This window comes from Hyphomonas atlantica corrig., assembly GCF_017795365.1.
GTDB classification, from domain to species: domain Bacteria; phylum Pseudomonadota; class Alphaproteobacteria; order Caulobacterales; family Hyphomonadaceae; genus Hyphomonas; species Hyphomonas atlantica.
Map to the genome: position 1 here is coordinate 958,754 of NZ_CP051254.1, position 22,457 is coordinate 981,210.

The 22,457-nt window shown below is 55.6% G+C and carries 24 protein-coding genes and 1 pseudogene; 20 read left to right on the forward strand and 5 right to left on the reverse strand.

The features are described 5' to 3' along the window. Nucleotides 1-25: 25 nt before the first annotated feature. From HF931_RS04865 to HF931_RS04890, 6 genes are all read left to right on the forward strand, one after another. Complete coding sequence (locus HF931_RS04865) at nucleotides 26-334, forward strand: hypothetical protein (protein WP_273242118.1); 309 nt, start codon at nucleotides 26-28, stop codon at nucleotides 332-334. After that, on the forward strand, nucleotides 327-710 hold the full coding sequence (locus tag HF931_RS04870) for a hypothetical protein (RefSeq protein WP_273242120.1): 384 nt from the start codon (nucleotides 327-329) through the stop codon (nucleotides 708-710). The genes HF931_RS04865 and HF931_RS04870 overlap by 8 nt, the downstream gene beginning before the upstream one ends. A gap of 143 nt (nucleotides 711-853) precedes the next feature. After that, nucleotides 854-2,431 carry a flagellin gene (locus HF931_RS04875; RefSeq protein WP_273242122.1) on the forward strand — a complete coding sequence of 526 codons (1,578 nt, stop codon included), beginning with the start codon at nucleotides 854-856 and terminating at the stop codon, nucleotides 2,429-2,431. A gap of 65 nt (nucleotides 2,432-2,496) precedes the next feature. Next, on the forward strand, nucleotides 2,497-2,886 hold the full coding sequence (locus HF931_RS04880) for a flagellar biosynthesis regulator FlaF (protein ID WP_273012034.1): 390 nt from the start codon (nucleotides 2,497-2,499) through the stop codon (nucleotides 2,884-2,886). Beyond that, entirely contained in the window at nucleotides 2,886-3,320 is a 435-nt protein-coding gene (locus HF931_RS04885; protein ID WP_273242124.1) for a flagellar biosynthesis repressor FlbT, read from the forward strand. Before HF931_RS04880 ends, HF931_RS04885 begins: the two co-directional genes overlap by 1 nt. Continuing rightward, nucleotides 3,274-4,167 (forward strand): DUF1217 domain-containing protein, encoded by an 894-nt coding sequence (locus tag HF931_RS04890; protein WP_273242125.1) that lies wholly within the window; start codon nucleotides 3,274-3,276, stop codon nucleotides 4,165-4,167. The genes HF931_RS04885 and HF931_RS04890 overlap by 47 nt, the downstream gene beginning before the upstream one ends. On the opposite strand, the gene HF931_RS04895 is transcribed toward HF931_RS04890, so the two are convergent. After that, on the reverse strand, nucleotides 4,164-5,489 hold the full coding sequence (locus HF931_RS04895) for a FliI/YscN family ATPase (protein ID WP_273242127.1): 1,326 nt from the start codon (nucleotides 5,487-5,489) through the stop codon (nucleotides 4,164-4,166). The two genes, HF931_RS04890 and HF931_RS04895, sit on opposite strands and share 4 nt — an antisense overlap. A gap of 85 nt (nucleotides 5,490-5,574) precedes the next feature. Between HF931_RS04895 and HF931_RS04900 the strand changes: the two genes are divergently transcribed. Genes HF931_RS04900 through HF931_RS04935 form a run of 8 tightly spaced genes read left to right on the forward strand, consistent with a single transcriptional unit; the run spans nucleotide 5,575 to nucleotide 11,188 of the window. Continuing rightward, a complete protein-coding gene (locus tag HF931_RS04900; RefSeq protein ID WP_273242129.1) occupies nucleotides 5,575-5,934 on the forward strand; it encodes a flagellar biosynthesis protein FlgB in 360 nt (119 codons plus the stop codon). A 3-nt stretch (nucleotides 5,935-5,937) separates the two neighbouring features. After that, on the forward strand, nucleotides 5,938-6,321 hold the full coding sequence (locus HF931_RS04905) for a flagellar basal body rod C-terminal domain-containing protein (RefSeq protein WP_272982548.1): 384 nt from the start codon (nucleotides 5,938-5,940) through the stop codon (nucleotides 6,319-6,321). 12 nt (nucleotides 6,322-6,333) lie between these two features. Next, nucleotides 6,334-6,633 (forward strand): flagellar hook-basal body complex protein FliE, encoded by a 300-nt coding sequence (locus tag HF931_RS04910; RefSeq protein ID WP_035547790.1) that lies wholly within the window; start codon nucleotides 6,334-6,336, stop codon nucleotides 6,631-6,633. 15 nt (nucleotides 6,634-6,648) lie between these two features. Beyond that, entirely contained in the window at nucleotides 6,649-6,912 is a 264-nt protein-coding gene (locus HF931_RS04915) for a flagellar biosynthetic protein FliQ (RefSeq protein ID WP_035547787.1), read from the forward strand. 7 nt (nucleotides 6,913-6,919) lie between these two features. After that, on the forward strand, nucleotides 6,920-8,998 hold the full coding sequence (locus HF931_RS04920) for a flagellar biosynthesis protein FlhA (RefSeq protein WP_273242132.1): 2,079 nt from the start codon (nucleotides 6,920-6,922) through the stop codon (nucleotides 8,996-8,998). Then, complete coding sequence (locus tag HF931_RS04925; protein WP_051602414.1) at nucleotides 8,998-9,753, forward strand: flagellar biosynthetic protein FliR; 756 nt, start codon at nucleotides 8,998-9,000, stop codon at nucleotides 9,751-9,753. The genes HF931_RS04920 and HF931_RS04925 overlap by 1 nt, the downstream gene beginning before the upstream one ends. Nucleotides 9,754-9,761: 8 nt before the next feature. Beyond that, nucleotides 9,762-10,844, forward strand: coding sequence for an EscU/YscU/HrcU family type III secretion system export apparatus switch protein (locus HF931_RS04930; protein ID WP_035547782.1), 1,083 nt, complete (start codon nucleotides 9,762-9,764; stop codon nucleotides 10,842-10,844). Next, the gene (locus tag HF931_RS04935; protein WP_035547779.1) at nucleotides 10,844-11,188 is read left to right on the forward strand and encodes a hypothetical protein; all 345 of its coding nucleotides are present in this window, start codon (nucleotides 10,844-10,846) and stop codon (nucleotides 11,186-11,188) included. The genes HF931_RS04930 and HF931_RS04935 overlap by 1 nt, the downstream gene beginning before the upstream one ends. A 7-nt stretch (nucleotides 11,189-11,195) precedes the next feature. Here the strand turns inward: HF931_RS04935 and HF931_RS04940 are convergent, their stop codons facing one another. Next, nucleotides 11,196-12,269 (reverse strand): GGDEF domain-containing protein, encoded by a 1,074-nt coding sequence (locus HF931_RS04940; protein ID WP_035547776.1) that lies wholly within the window; start codon nucleotides 12,267-12,269, stop codon nucleotides 11,196-11,198. 302 nt (nucleotides 12,270-12,571) lie between these two features. Between HF931_RS04940 and HF931_RS04945 the strand changes: the two genes are divergently transcribed. The 5 genes and pseudogenes from HF931_RS04945 to HF931_RS04965 all read left to right on the forward strand — a co-directional run. Further along, nucleotides 12,572-13,714: a tyrosine-type recombinase/integrase gene (locus HF931_RS04945; protein ID WP_273242136.1), complete on the forward strand. Its 1,143-nt coding sequence runs from the start codon at nucleotides 12,572-12,574 to the stop codon at nucleotides 13,712-13,714. A 20-nt stretch (nucleotides 13,715-13,734) separates the two neighbouring features. Beyond that, complete coding sequence (locus tag HF931_RS04950; RefSeq protein WP_273242138.1) at nucleotides 13,735-14,733, forward strand: hypothetical protein; 999 nt, start codon at nucleotides 13,735-13,737, stop codon at nucleotides 14,731-14,733. 100 nt (nucleotides 14,734-14,833) lie between these two features. Next, on the forward strand, nucleotides 14,834-15,034 hold the full coding sequence (locus tag HF931_RS04955) for a helix-turn-helix transcriptional regulator (RefSeq protein ID WP_273242139.1): 201 nt from the start codon (nucleotides 14,834-14,836) through the stop codon (nucleotides 15,032-15,034). Continuing rightward, nucleotides 15,027-15,968 carry a helix-turn-helix domain-containing protein gene (locus HF931_RS04960; protein ID WP_273242142.1) on the forward strand — a complete coding sequence of 314 codons (942 nt, stop codon included), beginning with the start codon at nucleotides 15,027-15,029 and terminating at the stop codon, nucleotides 15,966-15,968. The genes HF931_RS04955 and HF931_RS04960 overlap by 8 nt, the downstream gene beginning before the upstream one ends. A 334-nt stretch (nucleotides 15,969-16,302) precedes the next feature. Next, a pseudogene (locus HF931_RS04965) lies at nucleotides 16,303-16,467 on the forward strand (IS481 family transposase); the annotation flags it as partial. 18 nt (nucleotides 16,468-16,485) lie between these two features. Here the strand turns inward: HF931_RS04965 and HF931_RS04970 are convergent. The 3 genes from HF931_RS04970 to HF931_RS04980 form a co-directional block, all read right to left on the reverse strand. After that, nucleotides 16,486-17,532 (reverse strand): formylglycine-generating enzyme family protein, encoded by a 1,047-nt coding sequence (locus HF931_RS04970; protein ID WP_273242144.1) that lies wholly within the window; start codon nucleotides 17,530-17,532, stop codon nucleotides 16,486-16,488. A gap of 62 nt (nucleotides 17,533-17,594) precedes the next feature. Then, the gene (locus HF931_RS04975; RefSeq protein ID WP_273242146.1) at nucleotides 17,595-19,091 is read right to left on the reverse strand and encodes a CoA-acylating methylmalonate-semialdehyde dehydrogenase; all 1,497 of its coding nucleotides are present in this window, start codon (nucleotides 19,089-19,091) and stop codon (nucleotides 17,595-17,597) included. 34 nt (nucleotides 19,092-19,125) lie between these two features. Further along, nucleotides 19,126-20,748 (reverse strand): solute:sodium symporter family transporter, encoded by a 1,623-nt coding sequence (locus tag HF931_RS04980; protein WP_273242148.1) that lies wholly within the window; start codon nucleotides 20,746-20,748, stop codon nucleotides 19,126-19,128. Between the two features lie 169 nt (nucleotides 20,749-20,917). Between HF931_RS04980 and HF931_RS04985 the strand changes: the two genes are divergently transcribed. Next, nucleotides 20,918-22,444, forward strand: coding sequence for a sulfatase family protein (locus tag HF931_RS04985; protein ID WP_273242150.1), 1,527 nt, complete (start codon nucleotides 20,918-20,920; stop codon nucleotides 22,442-22,444). Nucleotides 22,445-22,457: the final 13 nt, after the last annotated feature.

Consider the following 22,457-nt stretch of genomic DNA (forward strand, 5'->3'; position numbering starts at 1 on the left):
TTCCAGCCAGAAGGGGAGCCGGTTCATGACGACTATTCAGGGGCAAGGAGGCTTTCCTTTGCCTGTTGCAGCCAGTCAATCCGGCGCGCCAACATCCAGCGCGGACGAGCTGATCGATGTAGGAAAGCGGTTCGAACAGCTGCTGTGGGCAGAAATGCTGAGCCACACTGGCTTGGAGAAAGCCTTCACGCAATCAGGTGGGGAGGCGGCGTCGGCATTTTCTCGCATGATCGTCGAATCCATCGCTGAAGATCTGGCCGAGTCTCATCCATTGGGGTTGAACGCGACCGGAGTAGCGCAACTTTCGTCTACTATGGGGAATGGGGATGAGTGAAATAGTAGCTGCCGAAGCCGCTTTGTCTCGTCTGGAGACGGTCCTGGCCACAGAGCGCGTAGCGTTGATGTCTGGTCAAATTCACCAAGTAGCCGATCTGATGCCTGAAAAGATGGAGGCAACTCAGGCCGTCGACGCACTGATTTCAAGTGAGCATTCTGCGCTCGGTCGGGAGCGCATCAGGACCCGCTTGAAAGGTATCACCGCGGCCGCAATTGAGAACGCTCAGCATTTCAAAGCGGCGCAGAATGGACTCCGTAGCCTTGCCGCCCGCATCGGAAATATGGCGCAGGATTCTTACGTTGGAGCCTACTCCTCCAATGGTTTGCAGACGCCGTTTACCAAGGCGACAGGAAATTATCTAAAGAAGGCATGATGATTAACTGATTGTACACGGCTCCTGTATACTCAAGTACAGCGAACCAAGATGGGTTGCGGGGAATCCCGACGTCAGGACGACGTAAGATCGAACCTAGGCAGCGCTAAGCCGCTCGCCTGACGCAAATGGGGTACATTCAAATGTCCAGTATTCTGACTAACAATAGTGCGATGGTTGCGCTGCAGACTCTGCGCAACATCAACAGCAACCTTGAAACCGTTCAATCCGAGATTTCGACCGGTAAGAAAGTTGCTACCGCCAAAGACAACGCCGCCATCTGGGCTATCTCGACGGTCATGTCGACCGACGTTGAGAGCTTCAACCAGATCACGGACTCTCTGAACAAGGGTTCTTCCACCGTAGGCGTGGCCCGTGCTGCTTCCGAGCAGGTCACCGAGCTTCTTCAGGACATGAAGAACCTGATCGTGTCCGCTCAGGAAGATCTGAATGCTGACGACCGCGCAAAGATCCAGACGGATATTGATGCGAAGCGGACCGCAATCAGCAACATCGTGAACGCCGCTCAGTTCAACGGTCAAAACCTCCTGCAAGGCACCGAGAGCATCTCTATCCTCGCATCGCTTGACCGTGGATCTGATGGCTCTGTCTCTGCAACCTCTATCACTGTTGCTCGCCAGGATCTGCAGACAACGGCAGCTGTCGATGCGGCTGCGAAGGAAGCAACTGATGCAGGTTATGTTTCGACTGCAGACTCAGCTACAGACACCACTGTAAATCTGTCTAGCGGTGATGCAGGTTTCATGTCCACGGCTCAGTCTGGCAATATCACCGATGGTAACGATGCAGACATTACGCTCGACGCCGGTACAGTTACGACGGGTGATGAGTTCACCATCAATGTTGGTGGCTCCGATTACACCTACACCGCGCTGGAAGGTGACACAGCCAATGATGTTGCTGCAGGCCTCAAAACGCTGATCGACGCAGGTAGCATTGCCAACCTCACCGTCACGGTCACCCCAGGCGCAGATCCTGCCTCTGATGATGCGACCATTAATCTGGCCGCTGCTGGCGGAAACGTGACCTTTGACGAAACTGGTCTGGCATCTGAGACGACTCAAGGCGTCATCTCCGATGGTGATACGATCGATGTTACACTCGCTGGTGGCACAATCACCGCTGGTGATACGTTCACGATCAATGTGGGTGATGCAGAGTATACCTACACTGCCGTCGACGGTGACACCAACAATGACGTTGCCGCTGGTCTTAAAACCCTGATTGATGCTGGCAGCATCTCTGATCTTGTCGTTACTGTGACTGATGCAGGGGATCCAACTTCTGATGCTGCGACGATCTCGCTTGAGGCCGACGGTGGCGACGTAAACGTCAGCCTGGCTGGTCTTGGGTCTCAGAACGCAGCTGTTGCGGCAGGCGGTCTTGGCGCGATTGCTGACCTCAGCGTTGCAACGGCTGAAGATGCCACGACGGCTCTGAATACGATCGAAGACCTGCTTGATACGGCGATCAATGCTGCGACGTCATTTGGTTCTGCGCAGACGCAGATCGAAGGTCAGGGTGAATTTGTTCAGACACTGATCGACTCCATGACATCCGGCATCGGCGCCATGGTTGACGCAGACATCGAGGCGGCTTCCGCCAAGCTTCAGGCCCTGCAGGTTCAGCAGCAGCTCGGCGTCCAGGCGCTGTCGATTGCGAATTCGAACCCGCAGACACTCCTGTCGCTGTTCAGATAATTCTAACCGGACCCGGGCGCACACCAGTGCCCGGGTTCACCCAGTACCAAGCATAGAGAGGGTGTATGCAACAACTGGCTTACAAGGCATACGGCGAAGTAACGAGCCGTACCGCCAACACCGGACAGATTGAATACACCTTGTTTGAGGAGATCACTCAGGCCCTCAAAGCGGTTGATGCCGAAGGCCACCCCCAGCCGACCATCTGGGCAGACGCCATTGATCGCAATATGAAGCTCTGGCAAATTCTTTCCACGGATATCGTGAGTGACGAGAATCAGCTGGACCCGACGCTCAAGCGCAATCTGATTGCCCTGGCGGAATCTGTTCGCCGCATCAGTTATCACGTTCTTTCTCGCAAAGCAGAGTTGTCCGAACTCATCGAGATTAACGAAATCATCATGCAGGGGCTGTCTGGTCAGGGATCAGCAACAGCAAGCGTGGCGGCAGAATAATGTCTGGACTCGTATTGAAACTCGCAGCGGGTGAACGTTTCGTCGTAAACGGAGCTACGCTCGAAAATGGCGATAAGCCCTCGACGGTGCGGGTGGTCGACGATGATGCTCGTATTCTCCGTTGTCGCGATGCGTTGCGACCTGCGGATGTTGATACGCCAACCAAGCGCATATACTACGCCATCCAGCTGATCATTACCGGTGATCTTCAGGAGGAGGAAGTTCTGCCTGCGATCATCGAAGAGTGCGGTCGATTGGAAGACGTGTTCGGAACAATCGATAGAAAACTGATTGCTGTTTTGCGCTCGATGCTTGGCCGGGGTAATTTCTATTCGGCTCTTTGCCATTTGCGAAATGTCATTGCCATTGAGGCGGAGCTGCTGAAACATGCGAGCAGCCGCCAGTCGGCTGAACCCCACGCCCGGGTCGCCTGACATGGTGTATCAGCCGGTCATTCCCCTGGCAGGCTATGGCGGATGGAAATTCTTGGAATCCACCTTTGACAAGCAGCTCGAGGGCTATACGGATTCAGCCGGTGTAAAAAACGACCGCGCCTACTTCGAAGATAAGATGTCTTCGCCGATTTCGATGGAAGATTTTCTTTCGGATAAGCGGCTATTGAGAATTTCGCTCACCGCGTTCGATCTTGGTGGAGAAGAGTGGAAAGTTGGTTTCATTCGCCACGTCATGGAAGAGTATGCTGATCCCGAGAGCACCTTCCTCAAGCGGTTGAACAATCAGTCCTATACAAACTTTGCGACAACGTTCGGATTGAATGACGGGATGATCTCTCTGTCGGCCGACACGATTTCGACATTGGCGGACGATTTTGAGCTTGCGGGCTTTCGCTCAGCCGTAGGCGAGGTCGACAACAACATGAAGCTCAGCCTGAACTATCAGGCAAAGATTGGTGAATTGGTTCGTGAAGGGTCCAGCGACTCGGCAAATCTCTACCGGATTCTCGGCGATGTTCCCGTTCGCACCATGTTGGAAACTGCACTAAACCTGCCCACGTCCTGGCAAGAGCTAGACGTCGACCGCCAAGCCGAGATCCTTAAAGAACGGATGCTGAGTGTTTTCTCGATAAGCAGGGTTACGGACATTACAAATGAGGACGTTGTGGAAAAGGCGATACAGCGGTTCCACACGATGGACTCGATCCTGACTGGTCAGGAATCTCTGTCTTCCGGCTCTGTCGCGCTAACGCTGTTGAACAATGCTGCCGGCTTTGGTTCGTCTGCCAGTCAGAACTTATTTCTCAGTATCGTATCGAGCGGTTAGTCTGACTTGCTTTCGGGCTGAGGGGACTCGCCCAGAAGAGAGCTGAGCCTCAAGAATGCGTCCGGAATATCCGCCGGATTTTTCTCTGAAACGAAAGCGTCCAGATCCGGATAGAGTCGGATCGCTCGATCGCCTGCAGCGTCATGACCCTTTTCATAAATATTGGCGCGCAGCATCGGAGCAATCTCCTCAAATAGTGCGACGGTGCGCCGGTAGTCTTTCAGCGTCAGGTTTTCCTCGGGCGTGGCGGCGTCTGGCAGGCACCGAGAGACGCTGCGCAAGACGTCTATCGCGGGATAGCGACCACGTTCTGATATTTCTCGCGATAGAATGATATGCCCGTCCAACACGCCGCGAACCATATCTGCAACCGGTTCTTCCATGTCGGACCCCGCTACGAGCACTGAGAAAATTGCCGTGATGTCACCACACCCGTGCGGGCCGGGTCCGGTGCGCTCCGCGATTTCTGCAATCGCGCGCACTGTTGACGGTGGGAAGGCGTTGAGCGCCGGTGTTTCACCTGCCGCCAGAGAGACTTCCCGGTGTGCTTCGGCGAAGCGCGTAATCGAGTCGAACAGGAACAGGACCTGATGCCCCTCGTCACGGAAATGCTCAGCTGTCGCGATTGCGCACAAGGCAGCCCGTTTCTTGGCGCCGGGCGGATCATTCGCTGTCGCAGCCACAATGACCGTTCGGGACAGGATGGATGCAGGCAGGGTTTTCTGCACGAATTCGTTCACTTCGCGGCTGCGCTCGCCAATGAGTGCGATCACCACGCGGCCGGCTTTCACGCCCGCAGCCAGCGAGCCGAGAAAGGTTGATTTTCCTACGCCAGATCCTGCGAACAGGCCGAGGCGTTGGCCCTGGCAGATTGGCAGGAGGGTATCAGTGATCATCCATCCGGTGGACAATCGGTTGCCGAGGCTTTTCCGACTGGTGTTGGGCGGAGGCGGCGCGCGCAGCGTCCGGCGTGCCGTGTTGGGAGCCGGAGGCACACTCTCCAGTCCGGGTGATACGCCCCGATAGTCGATGATCTTGCCAAGCCAATGATCGCCGGGGTCGACATAGGCTTCCTGCTCCAGAAATGTCCGGTCTCCGATGCGGATGGCGTCGGACTCACCGTAGAGCATGGCTTTGACGTGCTCTCCCGTTACCGAGAGGACTTCGCCAAAAACTTCCCCCTGGCGGGTTTGAACGCGGATCTCATTGCCGAGCCTGGCGAATTCACTGATGCCCGCAATTTGGACGAGACCCGGAGTCACCTCCGTTACCGTGCCCCAGATTCGGTACAATCGATCCGGAAAATTGGGTGTCTCTCGCAACAAGTAAACAGATCCCGCTCATTCGTTAACCATTTCTTCAAGTTAGAACGGCTAATTTTCTAAACAGTTAATTAAGGGTGATTCCGTGTCGATTCTTAATCTGGACGTTCTGAGTGTCTACAGCGCTATGGCCCGCCACGCGGCGGAAAGCCAAAAGGTGTCTGCAACCAATATTGCGCACGCCGATGACCCGGGCTTTAAGGCCACCCAGGTAGAATCCTTCCAGGACTTTCTGGCGCGTGCTGCTGCAGGAACAGCAGACGAAACGGATCCCGTATTTCGGACGTTCCAGAAAGAGATCGCGAATTCACCGAACGGAAATTCGGTCAATCTCGAAGTTGAAATGTTCAAGGCTGCCGAAGCGCAGGGGCAGCACGAGATGGCTTTGTCTGTTTACACAAAGTCGCTGGACCTGTTGCGGACCGCAATTGGCAGGAAGGGGTAAGTCATGGACTCGTTGAAAGCCACGATGTTGCAGGCTGTGTCTGGCATGCAGCTGCAGTCAAAACGTATCGACATCACGTCGCAGAACGTCTCGAACGCTGATACGCCCGGGTATCGCCGGAAGGTGCTGACCATTGAGCAGGCCCCATCATCCGGTAGCGCGTTCATGCAGACACGCGTCGATCTGGATGAGAGCGAAGGCGAGCGCCGATACGATCCAGCCAGTCCGATGTCTGATGCCGAGGGTTATGTCACGTCGTCGAACGTATCGCTTGTGACCGAAATGGCTGACATGCGTGAAGCAAATCGCAGCTATGAGGCGAACCTCAATTCGTTCCGTCAGGCGCGAAGCATGTACCAATCACTTCTTGATGTTCTCAGGCGCTAAGGGGAGGGCAGAATGTCCAATGTAAGTTTCAGCGCATATGCAGCGCTTGGCTCGGTTCAGCCTACGAAGACACCGGAAAAGCCGGCGCAAGCTGAAGAGGGAAAGTCGTCGGGGCTCGCCGAGGGGTTCTCTACGTTCAAGGCTGCGCTACAGGATGCCGAGCAGGCCGCGATGCAGACGGCCGTGTCTGGCGCTGATCCCCATGCGATGGTGGAAGCGCTGGCGCAGGCGGAACTTGTTCTGGATGCAGCCGTGACGGTGCGCGACAAGGTCGTTGAAGCCTATCAGGAATTGCTCCGGATGCCGGTCTGATCAGGACAGGCAGAGATGACCGAACTTGCCATCTTTGAAGTCTTGCGCGGAGCGCTGTGGGCGGCGGCGATGATGGCTCTGCCAATCCTCGCCGTTACATTGGTATTGGGTTTCGTGATTGGCTTGCTTCAGGCGCTTACCTCCATTCAGGAAATGACACTGACCTTCGTTCCCAAGATTCTGGCTGTGGTCGTCGTGTTCTTCCTGACGCTTGGCTACATGACCCGTATTTGCCTCGATTTTTTCAATAATACTGTCCTTCCGATGATCTCCCGATAGGGGCACCATGCCGACTTCACGCTTTTTCGACCTTTCGAAACCGACCGCCGTCATCGCCATCGGCCTGATGATGGTGATTCTGGTGATGGTCTTGCCGGTTCCGGCCTGGATAATGGACATTGGCCTGACCGCATCATTCGCCTTTGCGATTTTGATCTTCACGACGAGTATCTTCATCGAGAAGCCGCTGGACTTTTCATCATTTCCCAGTGTCTTGCTGGCCAGTCTCGTACTTCGTCTGGCGCTCAACGTCTCCTCCACCAAACTGATCATCAGTGAAGGGCATACCGGTACGAATGCGGCGGGAGGGGTCATCGAAGGGTTCGCCATGTTCATCATGGGCGGAAATCTGTTCGTCGGATTGGTTGTGTTTGCGGTTCTGGTAATTGTGAACTTCATGGTCATCACAAAAGGTGCTGGTCGCATGGCGGAAGTCGGGGCGCGCTTTGCCTTGGATGCTATGCCAGGCAAGCAAATGGCGATCGATTCCGATCTTGCCGTGGGCGCCATCAGCCATGAAGAAGCGCGCAATCGCCGCCAAAAGGAACAGGAAGAAGCGTCCTTCCTCGGATCTCTCGATGGTGCCTCAAAATTCGTGAAGGGCGACGCAATAGCAGGGCTGTTGATTACGGCGCTGAATCTGGTGGCCGGTATTGGCTTCGGAATTGTCGCCCATGGACTCAGCTTCACCCAGGCGCTCAGCAACTATTCCATTCTCACCGTTGGTGACGGTCTTGTCTCCCAGATTCCGGCCGTGATCGTTTCGGTTTCCGCTGCGTTGCTTCTCGCCAAGGGGCGTGAAGACGGCGCCATTGATCTTGCGCTTGGCGCGCAATTGGGCGGCAACGCCACGTCCCTGATGATTGTTGCCGGCATTCTCGGCGCGTTTGCGCTCTTCCCCGGCCTTCCATTCATCCCGTTCATGCTGGCTGCCGCTGCCTTCGCCACGGCCTCCTTCTACATTCGCAGTCGCGAACGCGAAAAGGCCGCGCAAGCTGAAGCGGAAGAAGTTGAGGCCCCACAAACCAGCCTCGTGATAGGAGACTCCATCCACTCTGATGAAATTCATCTGGAAGTCGCTCCGGACCTTGTCGGCATGGTGCTTCAAGGGGCAGGGGGCTTCGAAAGCCGCATCGACAAGATTCGCCGTTACATTGCGGAGGAATACGGCTTCGTCCTTCCGTCGATCCGCATGACGGACAATCCGACCTTGAGCAAGAACGAATACCGAATTCGAATTCAAGGTGTGCGTGTTGATAGCGGGCTTGTGCGCCCCGGCTCACTGCTGGCTTTGATGGAAGATTCCCAGCTGCCGCATTTGCAAGGCGAAAAGGTCAAGGAACCGGTTTACAAGGCCGCCGCGCGCTGGCTGCCGAGCACAAAGAAGCAGGAGCTTGCTGCTTCAGGTATTCCGGCGATCGAGCCTACGGAAGTGTTGGCGACCCATATGCTCGAAGTTATTCAGGCCAACTTTACCCTCGTCTTTACGCGTATGGTCTTGCTCGACACGCTGGATGCGCTGACACACATCAGCGACACGGAGCGCGCGGCCTCCAACCGCCGGTTCCTCGACGAGTACATACCAGGGAAGGTTACGCCGGAATTGCTCCTTTCGGTCTTGCGCCTTCTACTCGAAGAGCGCGTTTCAATCCGAAATCTGTTCCTGATCGTGGAGACCATCGCGGAAGTGAAGTCGCAATCCAGTGCGCCTTCTCGCATTGTGGAGCTTGTGCGCCAACGACTTGGATTCCAGATCGTTGATCGTTTGCAGGATGGCCAAGGGCGCCTGCCCCTGCTGCAGCTCTCTACAAACTGGGAGCAGAAATTCAATGAGCACGAGATATCTCGCGAAGACGGTGGGTCTGACATAGCATTGCCGCCGGAAATGTTTGGCGAGCTGACGGCAGCCGTGCAGGCCAAGCTGAATGAGATGGCGCAGAAGGGGGTTGTTGCATCGGTAGCGACCTCTTCCCGTCGTCGTCGGTTCTTGCAGACCGTGCTCGCCAGCAAGGGCGTGCGTAACGCTGTGCTGGCCTATGAAGAGATCGGGTCCAAAAGCAAGCCGTATATCGTCGGCGTGGTGTGATGCTGGAGCAGCTGCCATTTGGGCCGCAGCTTTCCGCTTGGATCATCATGTTCATGTTGATCGTAGGCAGGTTGACCTTCGTCGTCTTTCTCATGCCCGGTATCGGCGATCAAACTGTTCCAGCGCGCGTTCGCTTGTCCCTTCTTTTGGGGGCGGCGATGCTGTTTGCAATGTCAGGACTTGTCAGTCCACCAACCGATTTATCCATCGGAAATTTTGTTGGGTTGTTGGGCGCGGAGATTATCATTGGCCTGGGCCTTGGCGTCCTGTTGAGAACGACAATCTGGATTCTCAACATGGCGGGTGCGTTGATTGCGCAGTCCATCGGCCTGTCCCAGATGCTGGGTATCGCTCTGGATACAGAGGCGCAAACAGTCACATCGAACCTACTCGCTTTGGCAGGTGCTGTCCTGCTCTTGTCGGCTGACTACCATGTCAGCGTGTTCGTTCGCATGGCTGAAGTGTATTCCGAAATTCCCGTTGGCGCACTGGCTCAGTTCGATCAAGGTTTCGTCATTGACGGCATGCTGAATGCTGTAAAGTTCGCTGTATTGATCGCTTGGCCTTTCGTGGCGATCAACTTGCTCTACAACATCTCACTGGGCTTCATCAACAAGGCCTTGCCGTCCCTCATGGTGGCGTTTGTGGGCGCCCCCTTCATGATCGGTGCGGGGTTTGTCTTGTTGGCCATATCAATATCAACAATACTGATGGTCTGGATGGATCGCGTGTCCGGTTCTATAGGGTGGTGGTGAGGTGAGGCATGGCTGAAGATCAGTCTGGTGGTGGAGAAAAGGAGTTTGAAGCCACTGAACAGCGGCGCAGGGAAGCGCGCCGTGAAGGTAATATTCCTCAGTCCAAGGAAGCGAATACGTTCGCCCTCTTTGCAGGAATCGTAATTTCCGCAATCGTCTTCAGCGCGATTGTTGCCGGTGCAATGTTCAACGAGTTCTCGTCTCTCATGTACCATGCCGATAGTTACGCATCGGATGTCTTCACGTCAGACGGCAGCGCTACGCGCAGCTGGCTTGTGCGGATCCTAGTCTCGCTGACGCCCATCTTTGCCATTCTCGTTGCGCTCGTGCTCGGGACATTGATTATTCAGCAAGCGGTCGCTTTTTCCTTCAAGAAAATCAAACCCGAGTTCAACAAGATATCGCCCGCCGAGAACTTGAAGAAGAAGTATGGTGCGAAAGGAATTCTCGATTTCCTCAAAGACATGGCGAAGATGCTGTTCGCGGGCGGTTTGGCCGCGGTATTCCTGTATGGATTTGCTCAGCATTACTACGCCAGCAGTGCGGTAGAACTTGGGCAGTTCTTCAATTTCACATTCAGCCAAGTGCTTACCCTGTTCCTGATCTTCGGCGCCTTTCAGTTCGCCTTGGCCGCGATTGACCTTCCGCTGCAGCGTCAGCTGCATGCGAACAAGCTGAAAATGAGCCGTGAAGAAATCAAGAAAGAGCAGAAGCAAAGTGAAGGCGACCCTCAGCTCAAGCAGAAGCGTCGTGAAAAAGCATCCAGCATGAGTCGTAACCAGATGATGCAGAATGTGAAGACTGCGACCGTCGTCATGGTGAACCCAGAGCACTATGCCGTCGCACTCAAATGGGATCCGGAAGGCGACCGCGCTCCCGTCTGCGTGGCCAAGGGTGTTGATCACCTCGCCGCCAAGATTCGTGAAACAGCAATTGCCAATGACGTTCCAATCTACCGGGATCCGCCTTCGACCCGCTCAATCTATCGACTTGTGGACATTGATGAAGAAATCCACCCGGATCATTTTGCAGCCGTGGCTGCTGCGATCAGTTTTGTTGACCGGGTCCGGAAAGAGGGGCGGGGGTCTTGATGTTGAAGGCCGATCAAACACTCTCCAGGATAGTCGCCCTGAAACGCCAGAAGGCGGAGCAATCCCTCGCTCTAATGCAGGCATCGCTTCGGCAATCACGAGAGAAACTGGTGGAGTTGGAAACCGAGCTCGCCCGCGCGAACGATATTGGGCTGGACTTTGAAATGTTGAAGCTCGCGAACCAGAACGGTCACATCCGACGAATGCTTCACGACATGGAGCGAGTGCGCGGCGAAATTGCTATCATTGAAGGCCGACTGGAAGACGCCAGAGAGGCGCTAAAGCAGATTTTGATGTCGGAAGACGAGTTATCACGAATAAACGTGGCGAGACGTTCAGCGTAAAGCTCTTCTACGCGGCATGCGAGTCAAGCAAGCCGGACTCCACCCGATTCCGCCCATTGCTCTTGGCAAGGTAGAGCTTCTTGTCGGCCTGTTCTATCAGGTCCGCACTCGACGTGCCCGGGCTGAAACGGGCGAGGCCAAATGAGGCCGTGATGTCTCCAATTGGTGTCTTCGTCCCTTTCAGAACCAATCGGCGTTCGCTCATCTGAACCCGGATTCGATCAATCAGCTGTGTCGCCGCCGTAAGGTTCGTCGCCGGCAGGATAATGGCGAACTCTTCACCGCCATAGCGGGCCACCAGATCCTGCCCTTTGATATTGCTCGTGATGACAGAGGCAAAGATCTTCAGGATCTCATCTCCGACCCGATGGCCAAATGTGTCGTTTACACGTTTGAAGTGATCGAGGTCTGCAATCGCGAGGCACAGTTCGGATTGTTGTTTTGACGCGGAGTCGATCTCTGCGGACAGGCGCATGTCAAAGGCGCGGCGATTGTAGATCTTTGTCAGAGGGTCGCGCAGGCTCTCATTCCGAACGGTTTCCAGTTCTTTCTGAAGACGTTCGATCTGTCGTTTTGATTCCTGCAACCCTTCAATAAGATGATGGCTCTGTTCACTCATGCGCTGGTTCTCGGACAGCAGACGCGTGATAGCGGCGGACACAGGCGCAGTAGAGTCCGAGTTCGAAACCGCTTGCTGGATTTGTTTCAGGGCGAGTTCAAATTGGTCGCTATTTTCTACGCCGGTCCCAACCAGGTCCAGGACGCTGGATAATTGCTGTTCGACTTCACGGCCGATGCCTTCGCGTTTTTCGGCATCATCGCTGCCACCGAGGTGCATATTATAAACTTGGTCGATTTCGTACTGGCTGAAGGAACCGCGTTCCAGCATTTCATTGACAGCGATGACGACGCTTTCGTCAGATTGCGCAGCATAGGCGTACATCAGGGCAAAAGTATTCGGCAGGGGCGGTGTGCCATATTCAGTTATCAGCTCGCAGGCCGAATTTGCATGAGCATATGACTTCGCAAATGCCTGCTGATGTTCCGGGCATTGAAATACAGGCGTTTTACTATCGCTCATTTTCTGGAACCGTCCCCATCGGTTACTGCCAATCGAATGGAAACTTACATGAGTGATGTTCAAATATAGTTAAATTGACTTGCTAACCCTTACAAATACTGGCGATCCCGGCGCGATTCGAACGCGCGACCTACAGATTAGGAATGGTTCCCAGCGCTCTGCGCTGGACTACTCTGAACTACGTAACACCTTATTTTTTCTGTGAATTTGTGAAACTTGATCCGTGGGGAGCACGTTGAAATACGCCCTGTTTCGAGTTCAAATGGTTCCCCCATGGTTCCCCGAATCGGCCGGAGTAACAGATGCAGAAACTGACCAAGCGAGTAGTAGATAGTATTCGGCCTAGCGGCGCCGACAAGAAGATCTTCGACAGCCAGCTCCCCGGCTTTCATGTGAGAGTTAAGCCGAGTGGAACAAAGAGTTACGCATTGAAGTATCGGGTGGCAGGACGCCAGCGAAACGTCACCATCGGACGACACGGAGTGATCACGCCTGACCAGGCGAGGATGGAAGCCTTCCGTCTTCTTGCGACGATTTCAGAAGGTGATGATCCATCAGCGATTCGCAAGGCCGCTTTCAGGGACCCGACACTGGCCCAGCTCTGGGAAGAGTATCTCGAACGCCACGCGCTGCCGCGCAAGGCACCAAGCTCCATCAGGGAGGATCGGGGGCTCTGGCGTCTCTATATTGGACCCGCACTCGGATACCTGAAGGTCAATGCCATCAATCGAAACGACATTTCCAGATTGCACGATTCAAAACGGCATCAGCCCGCTTGCGCAAACCACATTTTGTGCCTGCTTTCGAAGATGATGAATCTTGCGATCGAGTGGGAATATCGATCGGACAATCCTTGCCGCGGCATCAAGAAGTTTCATGAAGAACCTCGCAACCGGTTCCTGAGCACGGAAGAACGAGACCGGCTGACCCGAGCGCTTCACGAGGAACCAGACCAAGCGAGTGCGATCGCGATCTGGCTGTGCCGGTTTACCGGCGCAAGGAAGGGGGAAGTATTGCAAGCGCGCTGGGAACAATTCGATCTCGATGCGAAGATCCCGGTCTGGCAAATTCCCGCGACATATACCAAGCAGAGACGCGTCAACCGAAAGCCTCTGTCCCGCCCGGCAGTGGTCTTGTTGTCGGAATGGAAGAAGGTCTGTCCGCAATCGTCCGCAGGATGGGTCATACCAGGCAAGGATCCCGAGAAACGGAGATCAGACCTCAATGGTCCGTGGCGCCGTATTCGTGATCGGGCAGGGCTCGTGGACGTCCGCATGCACGACCTCCGGCACGATTTTGCATCAATCGCCGTGGCACAGGGCGCGTCTCTTGAAATCATCGGCCGGTATCTTGGTCATGCCTCGATCCAGACAACCCAGCGGTACGCGCACCTTCTGGACGATCCGTTGCATGCGATGGCTGAACTGATCGGAGAAGCCCTGTGACGGAACGCCCAAGACAGGGAATGCTTGTACCGACCATTCCCCTCACTGATCTATTCGAGCAGCTACGCAACGAGACCATCGAGACTCCGGAATCCGCTTCAGCGAAGGCCAGCTTGAAGCGGATATGGAAAGACTTTGCGCCAATCCAGGTAGTTCAGAAGCCCTGCGATGATGAAGGCTGGATAGAGATCGAATTTCCAGGATTGGTGAACTTCGAGAAAGCTTTCGAGGCAGTTCGTCTTGCACAAGAATTGCTGGAAAGTGGGTATGTACCTGACGTAGCTCCACAGAAGTACGGTCGCAAATGGCGCTCTCGGCTGAGGCGCATCCGGCACGAACTCAAGATTTTGCTCCTTCACAAGGTCTATCTGAGAAGTTGGGAAATCTCGGGCCACTCAGATCTACTGGATTGCCGGGTTGTCATTCCGATGGCGTTGCTGGAGCATCAAGGCTTCCTGATAGATGATGACTGGCACTCTGGTAGATTTGGCAGCCTGAACTTTTACAATCTCCAAATCCATCGACATGACCTGCTTGGCTCGACACGAAAAGATCATCCTGCGGCACCGGAAAGTAAATTGCCGGCTCGTCTCACGGAAAAGCTGCTTCGCCGGTCTTTGACGCGTGAAAGGCCGGAACTCATTCATCGAGTATCCGCTGAATACGCCATCCTGCACAACCTCTTGAATTACCAGCCTTCAACATTTGATCTCGATGCGGCGGGCGCAATCTATGCCGAGCCCTATCGTGCCGGACAGAAGAAGAGAGGAAGAAAGTCGAGACTGGAGCAGACCAGAGAGTTCTTCCTGCAAATGGTCGATGAAGGACTTTCAGGCATGACGCTTACCTCTGCAATCGACCAGTTTCAACGCCGGTGGGAAGAGGAGCACGATACCAAGGTCGCACCATATCTGGAATATGAGTCAATTCGGAATCACCTCGTTGAGCTTGGTTATTGGGATGACGGCTCCTGGAACATGGAGCTGATCATGAGGGAAAAGGACAATCTGGGTCTGTAGTGAATATTGCAGGTTTATATTAACCGGAATTATTCCCGCTATGAAATTCTGGTTTCCAAAGCACTCTTGTCTCATCCTTTTTTTAGACAGGAGATTCAGGATGAAAATTCGTTTACTGATCAATACGCAAGAGGCGGCGGAGAGGACTGGATTGTCTCCACGGACCCTGGAGACACTTCGGCTGCGAGGCGGCGGGCCTGCGTTCATAAAGCTTGGGCGCTCGGTTCGCTACGAGCTTTCTGCACTGGAAGCGTGGATCGATGCCAACCGTTCGGCATCGACGAGTGAATATCATGCATAATAGCAAGCAGAAGAAGAAAATCGGCCGTGCCTGGCGGGAGATCCTTGTCAGGATAATGACGCATTTGCCACGTGCTCAACGCATAGTGCTCAAGGAGCTGGTGTCCATGGGAAATCAGCGTGGCTATTGCTGGCCGTCGATCAAGACTCTGGCGGAGCAAACGGGCTACTGTCAAAAAACTGTTCAGAGGGCCTTGAAGGATCTTGTGCGGAAGAAGCTCATTCGTCGTCGAAGAAAGGTTCGCTCGGATGGTAGTCAAAGTGTATATGAGATTGCGATCACCTTGCCACTTGGTGTCCAGTGCACTGGACATGGCCGGCCCTCAGAGGTGGACAGAATGTCCGGGCTTAAAGAAAACTATCAAAACAAATCTAAAGCCGTGACATGCGAGGTCCGCTCTCTCGAAGATGACCTTCTGAAACTCTTTGACCGAGTTATTGATGAGAAGTCCCATCCGGAACTGTTGAGCCTGTATGAGGTGACCTCATGGCTGTTTGATAGACTGGATGAACCGTGGCCACAATTGAAGAGCCTGATTCTGAGCCGGGCTATTGAGCTGCGGGACGAGTTGCACCAATCCGGCAAGAAACTTCATTCATGGTCTCAGCTTGTTGATCGACTTGGTGCTCGAAGGAGCGGTCGGGTCAGCGAACCGGGTTCGCCAGTTCCAGGCCGAAACGGCAAAGGGCGGTTCGGTGAAAATGCGGCTCGGCTCGGTATCAACAGCAGTGATCCAAGACTGGCCATGCTCCTTTCGGAATTTCGGATAGAGCAGAAGGGCGTCAGCATCCGGCTTGTCACCGAGTCCCCATCGGCTGCTAGCCAACTCGTGCAGGACTACTTCGGCATTCTCCGAAAGTCTGCGCGCGATCATGGAACTGAAATCGCGGTCGTACACCGCGACAAGATCATCTTCTCGACGGGAGGCCGTTGAGTGGCATGGCAATCTGAAGTGCGGGATGCGGGCTTGTGCCCGCATTCGGTTCACCCAGGCGGTCAAAGGCTGCGCGCAGCAGCTTGTTCGCGCGGCAGCAAAAATCGCTATGAGTATGGCGAGGGCGTCCGGGCTCCGGAACTTGCGGGTCCTGTCCGGCGAGGTGGCCATGCGGGCAAGCAAAGCGCGCAAGCGATTTTCAGTACCGGGCCCGGAAAGAAGGGTTGCGCAACAAGGGAGGAGTTTGCGGAGGTTCCATCCTCCTGTGTAGATATGTACAACTCAGCGAGACACCTTGTTTAATCGCCGGATGGGGGAAAGGAAGGTGGTCTCATTGACAAGTGATCAACGCGAAATCCGGCGCAAACTTCGGATTCTAGAGCATGCCGAGAAGATCGGAAATGTCAGCATGATGTGCCGGTATTTCGGCATAAGGCGAGTCAGCTTTTACCGATGGCGCAAAGCCTATTCCGATTGCAGCGACACGGGATTGTCGAACCGCAGGTCATATCTCTGTTCAATGTCCAGAAGGGGGTTCTGTTCGAGGCGAGTGATCATACGCCACTCTGAAGCCGATATGGTTTGTACCGAGTCCGGTCTCTTGAGGTTGTCTTGCAGCGGGGCGGTAGCGGCGACAGTAATTCGCGGCACACAAAAAGCTGCCCCCTTTGATGACTCTGGAGGTCGGTTCGGAAGTCTTTGTGTCGCCGCTGTCGTCCACAGGCAAATCATCAGAACTACGCCGATCGCTGGCGTGATGGGGTAAGTACAGGTCGGCCGTCCATTCCCACACGTTGCCGAGCATGTCGTAAAGCCCGTTTTCGTTGGGCGCAAAACACCCGACGGGCGCGACGTCGGTGAAGCCGTCATCTGCCGTGTTGACTAACGGGAAGATACCTTGCCACGTATTCGCATTTGAGGGCGGCGCAGCCCCGAAGTCTGCATTGGAACGGCTGCCAAGGGCTGCATATTCCCATTCAGCCTCGCTTGGCAGTCTACCGCCGGCCCAGGCGGCGTACTCGGCGGCATCCTGATAAGAAATTTGAGTGACGGGGTGGGAAGGTTTCGCCGCTTTCTCATCTGGACCATGCGGGTATCGCCAATTGGCCCCAGGCGTGAACGCCCACCAGTTGGCGTTGCGCAGCGAGCTATCGGGATCCGGCTTAAAAACTGCGCCACCGGGTGCCATGAGCTCGCGATACTCCGGGTGGGCTTTGAGCATGGCCTCGTCGACTTCATCGTCATCGAGCCCGCGTTCAGCGACTGTGACGTAGCCTGTTTCGCCCACAAACGTTTCGAACTCCGCCACTGTCACTTCCGTGGGGTCGATCCAGAAGCCGGACACGGTCATTCCGGTAGCGTTAGTCTCTTCACGGTATGTTTGATTGCTCCCCATAAGAAACTGCCCGCCCTCGATCCAGACGGGTGCCAGATCTTTTGCGCAGGTCTCAGGACTGTCGGCGCTCGCTTGCGCCGTCGCTGTCAGGAGCGCGGCGGGCAGCAAGTGGCCGACAAGCCTGAAGTTCCAAGAAGTTCCGTTGCGAATGCGGGAATAAATGCCCATGCTTTCAGACACTCCTGAAGCCGAAACACTCTGTCAATTGTCTGGCTATGCCGCACTCATGGTCAATCGAGCGTCGGCATGGAAAACTGGTTGCTCTGCGGCTTGCTTTTCGGCCAGCGTGTCGAGATCGTTTTCAGCCGGGTAAAGAACCGAATCCCTTCCGGCCCGTGCATGTGATGGTCCCCGAACAGTGAGCGTTTCCAGCCGCCAAATGAGTGGTAGGCGACGGGTACTGGAATTGGAACGTTCACGCCAACCATGCCGGCGGAAATCTGGCGCGTGAACTGCCGTGCCGCTTCGCCGCTTCCGGTGTAGATGACGGCGCCGTTGCCAAACTCGTGCGCGTTGACGAGATCGATCGCATCTTCAAGCGTATCGCTCCGGACAATGCTCAGGACTGGACCGAAAATCTCCTCGCTGTGTACGCGCATTTGAGCGCTGACATTGTCCAGAAGCGAGGGGCCGATGAAATAGCCGCCAGAGGTGTCGCTGCTAAATGCGGAGCGGCCGTCAACGATGACAGATGCGCCTTCGTTGCTGCCGATTCCAACATAGGATGACACTTTTTCCAGATGCGCCGCGGAAATCAGCGGTCCCATATCCGACGACGCAACATTCCCTGGTCCGACCTTGAGGTCCGCGATGCGTTTTTGCAGAGCGGCACGCAGTCTGTCTGCGACCTCGTCGCCAACGGTCACTGCGACTGAAATCGCCATGCAGCGCTCGCCCGCTGAGCCGTAGGCTGCGCCCATGAGCGCGTCTGCGGCCTCGTAGATATCGGCATCGGGCATGACGACCATATGGTTCTTCGCGCCGCCTAGCGCCTGAACCCGCTTTCCGGCGGCCGATGAACGCGCGTAGATGTACTCGGCCACGGGGGTGGAGCCGACAAAGCTGATGGCTTTCACGTCTGAATGATCGATCAGAGCGTCCACAGCAACCTTGTTGCCGTTCACGACATTGAAGACGCCTTCCGGCAGGCCTGCCTCGGACAGCAGTTCGGCCAGGAAAAGGGCTGCGGACGGGGTTTTCTCGCTCGGTTTCAGGATGAATGTGTTGCCGCAGGCGATGGCGATCGGAAACATCCACATCGGCACCATGGCGGGGAAGTTGAAAGGCGTAATACCGGCGCACACGCCGAGTGGATACCGCAGACCGTAGCTGTCCACGCCAGTGCCAACATCTTCGGAGGCGCGGCCGGTCAGCAGGTTTGGAATGCCCGTCACATATTCGACCACCTCAAGTCCGCGTGTGACTTCGCCGAGAGCGTCCGAATGGACCTTGCCATGTTCGGACGTGATCAGCGCAGCAATCTCTTCCTGATGCTTTTCGAGCAGATCCCGGAAGCGGAACATTACTCGGGCGCGGCGGATGGGTGTTGTTTCAGACCAGCCGGGAAAGGCTGCTTTAGCGGAAGCGACCGCCGCATCGACGTCATTCAGCGTTGCAAGGGCTACGGAGGCCGTTTGCTTTCCGGTCGCTGGGTCCACGATGGGCTGCGCATTGTCGGAAGGTGCCGCCGTCAGGCCGCCGTGGATATAGTGCGATAAGATTTTCAATTGAATCTCCCGTGTCGGGCTGTGGGGCGACGAATTATTTCGCCAGCAGAACGTAAAAGCCGATTGTGATGATGACGATGATGAGGCCAGTCACCTTGGCGTAGCGCCAGGGCGTTATGTCGACGTCCTCGGTGTACTGAGGCTGGTAGATTGTCTTCGCGGGTGAAAATGCGCTGATCGCCAACATGGAAACAACAGAAGCGACAAACACGGCTGCCAGAAGGTGGAGGAAGTGAATGTCGTATGGGGTGTTGAAGACCGTCTTGAGGAAGGCTTGAACGGGGGCCTCGAATGCGAAGACCAGCAGGAAGAAAGCAATCGGCCCGGCAACCAGCACGATCTTGGCGGCGAGGGCCGAGGTCTTGCGGGTCAGAAAGCCGAGCAGGATGACCGCCAGCATGGGGCCGAAGAAGGTCGCGTTGATCTTCTGCAGGTAGTTGTAGAGGCTGCCGGACGTGTCGATCAGCGGTGCGGCCAGCATTGCGGCGAGCGCCAGGATGATGCTGCAGACGCGGCCTGAGAACACGATCTGTTTGCCGGTCGCCTCGCGGTTGAAGAGGGCGTGATAGATGCCTTCGCTAAATAGCGTGGCGGAACTGTTGAGAACACTGTTGAAGGTCGATAGGACCGCGCCGACCATGACGGCAGCGAAGAAGCCAACCAGCCAGCCGGGCAGCACTTCCTTGACCAGCATTGGGTAGGCCTGGAGGTAGTCGTCCTGACCGAGTTGATCCTTGAACAAGTAGAATGCGATGATTCCGGGCAGGACGACTATGGCGGGTCCGAGCAGTTTGAAGCCTGCGGCGATCAGGACGCCTTTTTGACCTTCGGCGAGGCTCTTCGCGCCGAGTGCGCGCTGGACGATCGACTGGTTGGTACACCAGAAGAATATCTGGTTCACGATCATGCCCGTGAAAAGCACAGCGAATGGCAAGAAGGAGCCCGGCTCGTCGCCGGTGATGTCGAACTTTTCTTCCTCTGCAGTGTAGACGGTCTCAAGACCGTTGAGCGGATTGCCCTGACCAATCATGGCCAGTGCGAGCACAGGGATGAGGAGGCCAGCGGCAAGGAAGCCAATGCCATTTACCGTGTCGGAAATCGCGACGGCACGCAGGCCGCCGAAGATAGCATAAAGCGAACCGAGCGCGCCGATCCCCCAGACCAGTATCCACTTCGTCTGGGTCGGCGTCAGCGACGTCTTCTCAGAAATCTCGAACAGGCTGTCGATGCCGGTTGCGCCGAACAACAGCACGACGGGAAGGATTGCGACAACATAGGAAAAGAGAAAGATGAGGGTAGCGATTGTCCGCGTCTGCCCGTCATAGCGGGCCTTCAGGAATTGCGGGATCGTCGCAAATCCGCTCTTCAGGTAGCGAGGGAGAAAGTAGAGAGCCATGAGAACCATTGCGAGTGCGGCGGTCGTCTCCCAGGCTGTGACTGCGAAAGTGTGATTGAAGGCGTCGCCATTGAGGCCAATGAGATGTTCTGTAGACAGGTTTGTCAGCATCAAGGAGCCGGCGATCATCCAGGCTGACAACGACCGCCCACCGAGAAAATATGCGTCCGAGCTATCCATCCGGTGGTTGCGGGTGGCCAGATAGGACACAAGAGCGACGATTGCTGTGAACAGCAAAAAGGTAGATGCGGTCAGGATCATGCGATTAGCTTTTTATTTATGACGTCTTATCGCGAGCGCTTCCTCCAGCGCCCTGGTCCACAACGTAAAACATATTTTTCAAAAATCAAATAGTTGATTTATTTATTTCGTTCGTCGTACGATCCGCTGCAATGATAATTGATCGAATGGAGGAATTGCGATGCACAGAATGCCGAGGCAGCTCGCTAGCGTGGCGCTACTGATGGGAGCCGCGTTTGCGCTGCCGGCGTGCCAGACAGTTTCATCGGAAGCGGCCGGTGCGACCGAGAGCGCGGCGCCGACAACCGCAGAGACACCTCCAAACATCGTTCTGATTTTCGTCGACGATATGGGATATGCGGATCTTGGGTCGTACGGCAGTCCCGTTGCTCGCACGCCCAATCTCGACCGACTGGCCCTCGAGGGGCAGAAGTGGACCAGCTTTTACGCTCCCGCGAGCGTGTGTACCCCGAGCCGCGCCGGCCTACTGACAGGTCGCCTTGCGGTGCGGTCCGGCATGGCTGGACTGGTTCATGCGCGGCACGTCCTGTTTCCAACCTCGACAGGTGGACTGCCTCAGAGCGAGGTCACCATTGCCGAAATGCTAGGGCGGAAGGGGTATCGCTCAGCGGCGCTCGGCAAGTGGCACCTTGGACACCTTCCAGAGTTTCTGCCGACGTCGCAGGGCTTCGAATCCTATTTCGGCATTCCCTATAGCAATGACATGAACATGCCGGGCGGCAATGAGACGCCGTGGACTGTAGAGTTGTTCTTCGAGCCACCGAACATCGAGAACTGGGACGTTCCGCTGATGGATGATGAAGAAATCATCGAGCGGCCCGCCAACCAGCCGACACTCACGAAGCGCTATACCGAACGTGCGATCGAGTTCATGCAGGACAGCCAGAAGTCCGGAAATCCATTCTTTCTGTATCTCGCCCACAACATGCCGCACACGCCGCTGTTCACGTCTGACGAGTTCAAGGGCGTCAGTGCGGGAGACGCATATGGCGATGTCATTGAAGAGATCGACTGGAGTGTCGGAGAGATCGTGTCGGCTCTCGAAGAAATGGACATTGCCGACAAAACGCTTGTGATCTTTACGTCCGACAACGGACCCTGGCTGACAATGCTGACGCATAGCGGGTCCGCAGGCCGACTGCGGGACGGAAAGGGCACTACTTGGGAAGGCGGCATGCGGGTTCCAGCGATTTTCTGGTGGCCGGGGAAAGTCCAGCCGAAGACAATAACCGGTATGGGCTCTGCGCTCGATCTCATGCCAACCTTTTCTGCCATTTCCGGAGCGGACATGCCCGCTGACAGAACTTTTGATGGCGTGGACCTCAGCTCGGCTCTATTCGCGGATGCGGATAGTCCGCGCGATGTGATCTATTACTACCGCTTCACGGACGTGTTTGCTGTGCGGAAGGGGCGGTACAAGGCTCATTTCAGCACGTACGGATCCTTTGGCGGGGGCGGCCGGCACGACCTCGAGACTCCGCTGCTTTATGATATCGAAGCTGATCCGGGCGAGCAGTTCGACATCGCAGCCAATCACCCGGACATTGTCGCCGAACTCAAGGCGCTGGCGGACGCGCAAACTGCGAGTGTCGAGCAGGTGGAGAATCAGCTGGAGCTCTATCCGCCCGGTGAAAAGCGCGGCGAGGACGAGAAGCGCCCCTGGACCAGCGAAGACGAAGAGCCTTCGTCAGACTAGGCTTGGGGCCGAG